Origin of the sequence: Sandarakinorhabdus sp. (assembly GCF_031430775.1) — a bacterium.
Taxonomy (GTDB): Bacteria; Pseudomonadota; Alphaproteobacteria; order Sphingomonadales; family Sphingomonadaceae; genus Sandarakinorhabdus.
Map to the genome: position 1 here is coordinate 1 of NZ_JANPCD010000141.1, position 6070 is coordinate 6070.

The following is a 6070-nucleotide window of genomic DNA, read 5'->3' on the forward strand; positions in this document are numbered from 1 at the left end:
GGAGAATATCCGCTATGGCCGGCCCGAGTCGACCGAGGCCGAGGTCTGGGCCGCTGCCGAAGACGCCCATGCAGATGTGTTCCTGAAGGACTAGCCCGACGGTATCCACAGCTATCTGGGTGTAGCGGGCACGCGCCTGTCGGGCGGCCAGCGCCAGCGATTGGCGATTGCCCGCGCCGTGCTGCGCGATGCCCCTGTGCTGCTGCTCGATGAGGCCACCTCTGCGCTGGACAGCGAAAGCGAACGGCTGGTGCAGCATGCGCTTGAAGGACTGATGAAGAACCGCACGACGTTGGTGATCGCACACCGCTTGGCAACAGTCAGGAATGCCGATCGCATTGTCGTCATGGACAATGGCTGCATCGTCGCCGAGGGCACGCACGAGGCGTTGATCGCGCAGGACGGTCTGTACGCCAAGCTGGCGCGCCTGCAATTCGACGACATGCGCGCGGCGGCCTGAGGCGAATGCTTACGCATATTCCCGGATAGGCGCCGCCACGGCGGTCTGGAATACTCCGGTATCGGTCATGCGATACGGAGGTTGCCATGAGAATGCTTCATGCCCTGCTGATCGTTGCCCTGCCGACTGTTATGGTGGCGGCACCGGCGACGGCGGCCATCCGGCTTGAGCGCGCCTATGTCGATATCATCGGCACTGGCGCCGGAGACGGCGGCGAGTATGGCCTTGGCAGCTATGGCGGCGGTTTCTCCTATTACGACTACAGCCCGTGCGACCATCATGAGGAGGAATGCCAGGGACTGCCGGTGGGCGGATCGCGCGCCAGCGGCGGCTGGTCGGCCCGGTTCCTCGACAACGGCGCGTCCCATGAATTTGGCCTGTCTCAGGGTGTCGATATCGGCAGACCCGTCGAGAACGACATGCTCATCGAAGTCAGCTGGCTTGCCGACCGCGAGGTCAGGCTGAAACTGCGCGGCGGCAGCCAGATCAGCAACGCCGGTTGCGACGGTTGTGGCCATGTCCTTGATTTTGGCGCCGGCGCCTATGCTCTGGACGAAGGCGGCTGGCGGATATCCTATTTCGGATTCGTGCAGGGCAGAGTCGGCTATGGCATTCAATCCATGTCCCAAGGATATGCACTGCAGATCAGTGAAGTGCCGGAGCCGGCGCAATGGATGCTGCTGTTGGCCGGCTTCGGGCTGGCAGGTGCCGTTATGCGGCGGCGCTACTGCGCGGTATAGCCGCCATCGACCACCAGCTCGGCGCCGGCCATGAAGCTGGCTTCGTCGCTGGCGAGGAACACCACGGCGTCGGCAATTTCACGCGGCACTCCAAAACGTCCCAGCGGATGAGCGCTGATCAACAGGTCTCGCATTTCATTGCCGTTCTCGGCCTGGTGCAAGGCATTTTGCACCATCGGCGTGTCGATGAAACCGGGGTGGACGGAATTGACGCGGATACCGAGCGGTGCCCATTCGACCGCCGCCGCCTTGGTCAACATCAACACGGCGCCCTTTGAGGCGCAATAAGCAGCTGCATTGGCAAGACCGACCTTGCCCAGGATGGAGCTGAGATTGATCACCGAACCGCTGCCCTGTGCTGCCATCACGCCGCCGACATGACGCAGGCCCAGAAAGACTCCGTCGAGGTTGATGGACATGATCTGCCGCCAGGCTTCAAGGTCGTGGTCAGCCAGCGCATGACGGCCGCCACTGATGCCCGCGTTGTTGACGAGAATGTCTAGCCGGCCGAAACGGGCAAGGCAGGTACGCACAGCGTCCGCCCATTGCTGGTCGCTGGACACGTCATGCGCTGCAAAGGCGGCGCGGCCACCAGCGGCGGTGATGGCGTCAGCCACGTCCTGGCCGGCCGGATCGCGGTCGGTGAGCAGCACAGCGGCCCCCTCGGCTGCCATTGCGCGCGCGCATTCGGCACCCAGCCCCGATGCCGCGCCGGTGATCAAAGCAACCTTGTTTGCCAGACGTGCCATTGAGCGCTCCCTGATGCGTTGCATTGGCTGAAAGTTACACCCGCATGAAGCCTGCCGACAGCTGCCTTATGCGCTGGTTTGGCCACCCGGCTTGCGCAGACAGCAAAAGGGCCGGCCCTTGCGGGCCGACCCTTGCGCTGTTTCCGGACGCTGTTTCCAGTTGGCCCGGGCTTAGTTCGCGTAAGCTTCGTTGCCGACAAAGCCCATCTTTTCGATGCCGGCCTGCTGGGCCGACGCCATGACTTCATCGACAACTGCGTACCGTGCTTCCGGCTCGGGGCGCATGCGAAGTTCCGGCTGCTCGGGCATCTTGGCTGCCTGGCCGAGGTAACCGCGCAGGGTCGCCATATCCACCGGAACCTTGTTCCAATAGACGTTGTTGAGGAAGTCGATGTCGATCTGGTTGAACACCGGGTCGATATTGTTCGCGTTCGGATTCGGCGGCGGCAGGTCCAGCTTCACGGCATGGGTCTGCGGCGGGATCGTGATGATGAACATGATGAGAAGCACAAGCATGACGTCGATCAACGGCGTCGTGTTCATCTCAACCAGTGGCGCACCTTCGCCGCCGCCACCGCCCACAGACATACTCATCGAAATTGCTCCTTGAATTCTGTTCCGGCCCGCGAAATCCGGCCCGTTTCACCGGCGTTCGCAGCCTATGCCATGCAGGGAGCGGTTTACACCGCCCCCCGATGGTCTGGTTCAACCTACCTCGTTCGGCGGCGGCTGCGAGATGAAGCCGACCTTGAGGAAGCCCGCGCGCTGCATGGTGAAAATCACCCCGCCGACGCAGCGGAAGGCCACGTCCTTGTCACCGCGGATGTGGACCTCCGGCAGTTCGATCTTGCCGCCGATCTTTTCCTGGCGGGCAATCTCGTCCTTCAGCGCCTTGACACCACGGTCTAGCAGTTCCTGCTTTGTATCCACCGGAGTCTGGCCCCAGAATGTCGTGCAATTGGCATCGACAGACAACAGCACATTTTCCGGCTTGGTCGTGGTCGGCAGGTTGATCACTTCAGGCAGGTTCAACGGCACGGTCTGGATGACGACCGGGACGGTGATCAGGAAGATGATCAGCAGAACCAACATGACGTCGACCAGCGGCGTCGTGTTGATTTCGCTCATCGCGCCGCCACTGTCTTCGTCAGGCGATCCGACACTCATACTCATATTGGGCTATCCCTTTATGACGCCGGATCTTAGCGGGCCTGCGGCTTGGGGGCAGCGGCTGCTGCAGGAGCAACCGGACGCTCGACGCGCGAACCCGAAACCAGCGCGCCATGCACGTCGGAAACGAAGTTGTTCATCATGTCGGTGACGTCCTTGTTCCGGCGGATCAGCCAGTTGTAGCCAAGCACGGCAGGAACGGCGACGGCCAGACCAAGTGCGGTCATGATCAGGGCTTCACCAACCGGGCCAGCAACCTTGTCGATCGACGCCTGGCCAGCAAGGCCGATGTTGATGAGTGCGCGGTAGATACCGACGACGGTGCCGAACAGGCCGACGAACGGCGATGTCGAACCGACCGAGGCCAGGAACGACAGGCCGGTCTGGAGCTTGGAGTTGATTGCGGCGTTCGAACGGTTGAGCGCCATCGTCACCCACTCGTGCTGATCGATCTTGTCGGTCAGGCGGCCTTCGGGGTGGTCCGAAGCGCGCAGGCCGTCATCGACGATCTGGCGGAAGGGCGAATTCTTGTCGAGCTTGGCTGCACCGGTCTTGAGATCGGGCGAGGCCCAAAACTTCTTTTCGAGTTCGCGGGCTTCTTTGATCACCTTGTTCTGATCCAGATACTTGGTGATGATGATGTACCAGCTGCCCAGCGACATGATCACCAGGATGCCGAACGTACCCCAAGCGATGGGACCACCCTGCGTCAGAGCGGGGATAAGGCCAAATTTGTTCTCTTCCATTGTCTCTTCCCTCAAAAATTATCGTTTTTCAAACAGACTGCCGCCCGGCGCCCTTTTGGCACCGGACGGCGTCAGCATCAGTTCTTCAGCTGCCCGCGCACCGGCTGGGTCTTTCGTTCGGCAACCGGTCGGCCGTCGCGCGTCGCCGGGTTGAAGCGGAAGCGGCGCATGATGATCTTGCAGGTCGCGTCATCAAGGCGGGCAAAGCCGCTCGATTGCGTGACAGTGCATTCCGAAACCTTGCCGGTTTCGTCGATCGTGTAGCTGACGCGGGTCACCCCGGCTTCTTCGGCACGGCGCGATGCATCCGGGAAATCGTCATCTGAGAAGACGTTGCCCCGACCCTTGGCGGTCGCTGCGGTCGGCGCCACCGAAGGCGGTGCCGGCGGCGCGGGCGGTGCCGGTGCAACATAGCGCGGCGGCTCCGGCTGGGAAATGGTCGTCTGCGTCGTGATGGTCGGCGCAGATTCTGACTGGATCGAGACCTCCGGCGGCGGCACGTACGGCGGAATTTCCATTTCCTTCGGCGGCGGCGGCGGCGGCTCGTCCGGCGGCGGCGCCTCTTCCTTGACGTTCACCGCCTCGATCTTGTTGAGAGCAATCTTGATGGCGTTCACAGCGAGGCCGGTAATGAACAGATACCCTATCAAGACGTGCACCACGGCAGCGATGCCGAGCGCAATCATCCGATTCCGGCTCATCCCAGGTTGATCAGCATAGGACATAGTGCTGACGAACTCCCTCCACTAAGTTTCACCAGACGCTTGCAGGCTGTAGCCTTGTACCGGCCCTTCACACTGCAAATCGTATTTTCGTCCTGTAGCCGCAAGCTGTGCCAAGGAGCAACCGCCTTTTCGCCACATTTTCGACAGGCATCGGACAGCTACGTCATTCGCCCTGCGGTTTTCACAACAATTGCGGCCCATTGGGGGTTCCCTTCCGGGCTGAGACGATTCCCACCCGGGCGGGCAGCCTGCGGCAATTTGACAGCATCGCAGCTGAGCCGGCCATGATCCCCGGCAGTCGTCATTTGCCCTGCGCTCCTGTGGCGCGATACAACAAAGCCATGTCAAAGCCTGCCCCGCCCGTTTCGAAGGTTGCCGTATCGAAGGTAGCCGCGCTGATATTGCTGGCTTTTGCCGGCTCACCGCTGGCATCGGCCGAACGCCCACCTGGATACGCCGATCTTGCCGATCTGACGCTGGCGGCGCCAGTCATCGTGCGCGGCACCATCGAGAAAACCAGCCGTCTGAATGCAAAGGCTGCCCCCGGGCTGGCCGCCGGCAAGGCGCGGCTGCTGGTCACGGCACGGCTGGAGGCAGCGCTGGTGGCGCCGGGCGCCCTGCCCGCCCGGCTGCAATGGCTGTGGGATGCACCGCTGGACGCACGCGGAAAACCGCCCAAGGTCCAGAAAATGACGGTGCTGGCCTGGCTGAATGCTCCTGGCGCAGATGGTGCGACACGGCTGGTATCGCGGCTGGCGCAGCAGCCCTGGGATGCCGGACTGGAAAGCCGGGTGCGTGCCATCGCCATCGAGGCACGCAGCGGAAAAATCCCGGTCGTCACGAGCGTTTCCAATGGTTTCCGCGCAGAAGGGACTGTGCCGGGCGAAAGCGAGAGCCAGTTTTTCCTGACCGCCAAGGATGGCAGGCCGCTGACACTCGTGGTCGAGAATCGGCCCGGCGAGGCGCGAAGGGTGATAGTGTCGCGCGCCGAGATCATCGACGAATCGGCCGAACGGGTGCGGCCGGAAACGCTGCTCTGGTACCGGCTTGCCTGCGTCCTGCCTGCCGAACTGCCGTCAACAGCAGGCGGCGATGACCCGGCGCTGGCCGCCGACTGGCAGGCGGCGCTGCTCAGCCTGGGACCGTGCGGGCGGACGCCCTGAACGACGCGCCGGCAGGGCCGAATCGCGACATGGCGGATCAGTCGCGGTGCAGAAAAACGAAGTCCCGGTCATAGCTGCGCAAATGGGCGCCGCCATCGACGAAAAGCGTCTGGTCAGTGACGTTTTCTGCGGCCGCCAGCCAAGCGACTGCGTCGGCAATCGCGTGCGGCCCCGGCAAGCGCGCCAGAGGCATTGCGGCGGCCAGCCTGGTCATCTGTTCGGCCGTGTAATCGGCCGTCGGCAAGGTCAGGCCGGGGGCGACGGCGTTGACGCGCACGCGGGGGGCCAGGGCGCGGGACAACAGCTTCATGGCGCCA

Annotated in this window: 8 protein-coding genes and 1 pseudogene; 3 read left to right on the plus strand and 6 right to left on the minus strand. The window is 63.0% G+C overall.

What is annotated here, in order from left to right; all coding sequences use genetic code 11:
- Positions 1-460: pseudogene (locus RMQ73_RS08820) on the plus strand (ATP-binding cassette domain-containing protein); the annotation flags it as partial.
- 86 nt (positions 461-546) lie between these two features.
- Positions 547-1200, plus strand: a complete 654-nt coding sequence (locus RMQ73_RS08825) for a PEPxxWA-CTERM sorting domain-containing protein (RefSeq protein WP_310497785.1) — start codon at positions 547-549, stop codon at positions 1198-1200.
- On the opposite strand, the gene RMQ73_RS08830 is transcribed toward RMQ73_RS08825, so the two are convergent.
- The 5 genes from RMQ73_RS08830 to RMQ73_RS08850 form a co-directional block, all read right to left on the minus strand.
- Complete coding sequence (locus RMQ73_RS08830; protein WP_310497786.1) at positions 1185-1949, minus strand: glucose 1-dehydrogenase; 765 nt, start codon at positions 1947-1949, stop codon at positions 1185-1187. The genes RMQ73_RS08825 and RMQ73_RS08830 overlap by 16 nt on opposite strands.
- Before the next feature lie 171 nt (positions 1950-2120).
- On the minus strand, positions 2121-2537 hold the full coding sequence (locus RMQ73_RS08835; RefSeq protein WP_310497787.1) for a biopolymer transporter ExbD: 417 nt from the start codon (positions 2535-2537) through the stop codon (positions 2121-2123).
- Positions 2538-2654: 117 nt separating this feature from the next.
- Positions 2655-3122: a biopolymer transporter ExbD gene (locus RMQ73_RS08840; RefSeq protein WP_310497788.1), complete on the minus strand. Its 468-nt coding sequence runs from the start codon at positions 3120-3122 to the stop codon at positions 2655-2657.
- 29 nt (positions 3123-3151) lie between these two features.
- The gene (locus RMQ73_RS08845; RefSeq protein ID WP_310497789.1) at positions 3152-3865 is read right to left on the minus strand and encodes a MotA/TolQ/ExbB proton channel family protein; all 714 of its coding nucleotides are present in this window, start codon (positions 3863-3865) and stop codon (positions 3152-3154) included.
- Positions 3866-3942: 77 nt separating this feature from the next.
- Positions 3943-4566, minus strand: coding sequence for an energy transducer TonB (locus tag RMQ73_RS08850; protein WP_310497790.1), 624 nt, complete (start codon positions 4564-4566; stop codon positions 3943-3945).
- 365 nt (positions 4567-4931) lie between these two features.
- Here RMQ73_RS08850 and RMQ73_RS08855 point away from each other — a divergent pair, with 365 nt between their 5' ends.
- Positions 4932-5753, plus strand: a complete 822-nt coding sequence (locus RMQ73_RS08855; RefSeq protein ID WP_310497791.1) for a hypothetical protein — start codon at positions 4932-4934, stop codon at positions 5751-5753.
- Between the two features lie 37 nt (positions 5754-5790).
- On the opposite strand, the gene RMQ73_RS08860 is transcribed toward RMQ73_RS08855, so the two are convergent.
- Positions 5791-6070 (minus strand): SDR family oxidoreductase (locus tag RMQ73_RS08860; RefSeq protein WP_310497792.1); only part of this gene is annotated, 280 nt, incomplete at its 5' end.

Bases quoted from the DNA above. Each gene is read 5' to 3' on its own strand.
- RMQ73_RS08825 (WP_310497785.1), top strand. From the start codon at position 547: ATGAGAATGCTTCATGCCCTGCTGATCGTTGCCCTGCCGACTGTTATG.
- RMQ73_RS08830 (WP_310497786.1), bottom strand. From the start codon at position 1,949: ATGGCACGTCTGGCAAACAAGGTTGCTTTGATCACCGGCGCGGCATCG.
- RMQ73_RS08835 (WP_310497787.1), bottom strand. From the start codon at position 2,537: ATGTCTGTGGGCGGTGGCGGCGGCGAAGGTGCGCCACTGGTTGAGATG.
- RMQ73_RS08840 (WP_310497788.1), bottom strand. From the start codon at position 3,122: ATGAGTATGAGTGTCGGATCGCCTGACGAAGACAGTGGCGGCGCGATG.
- RMQ73_RS08845 (WP_310497789.1), bottom strand. From the start codon at position 3,865: ATGGAAGAGAACAAATTTGGCCTTATCCCCGCTCTGACGCAGGGTGGT.
- RMQ73_RS08850 (WP_310497790.1), bottom strand. From the start codon at position 4,566: ATGAGCCGGAATCGGATGATTGCGCTCGGCATCGCTGCCGTGGTGCAC.
- RMQ73_RS08855 (WP_310497791.1), top strand. From the start codon at position 4,932: ATGTCAAAGCCTGCCCCGCCCGTTTCGAAGGTTGCCGTATCGAAGGTA.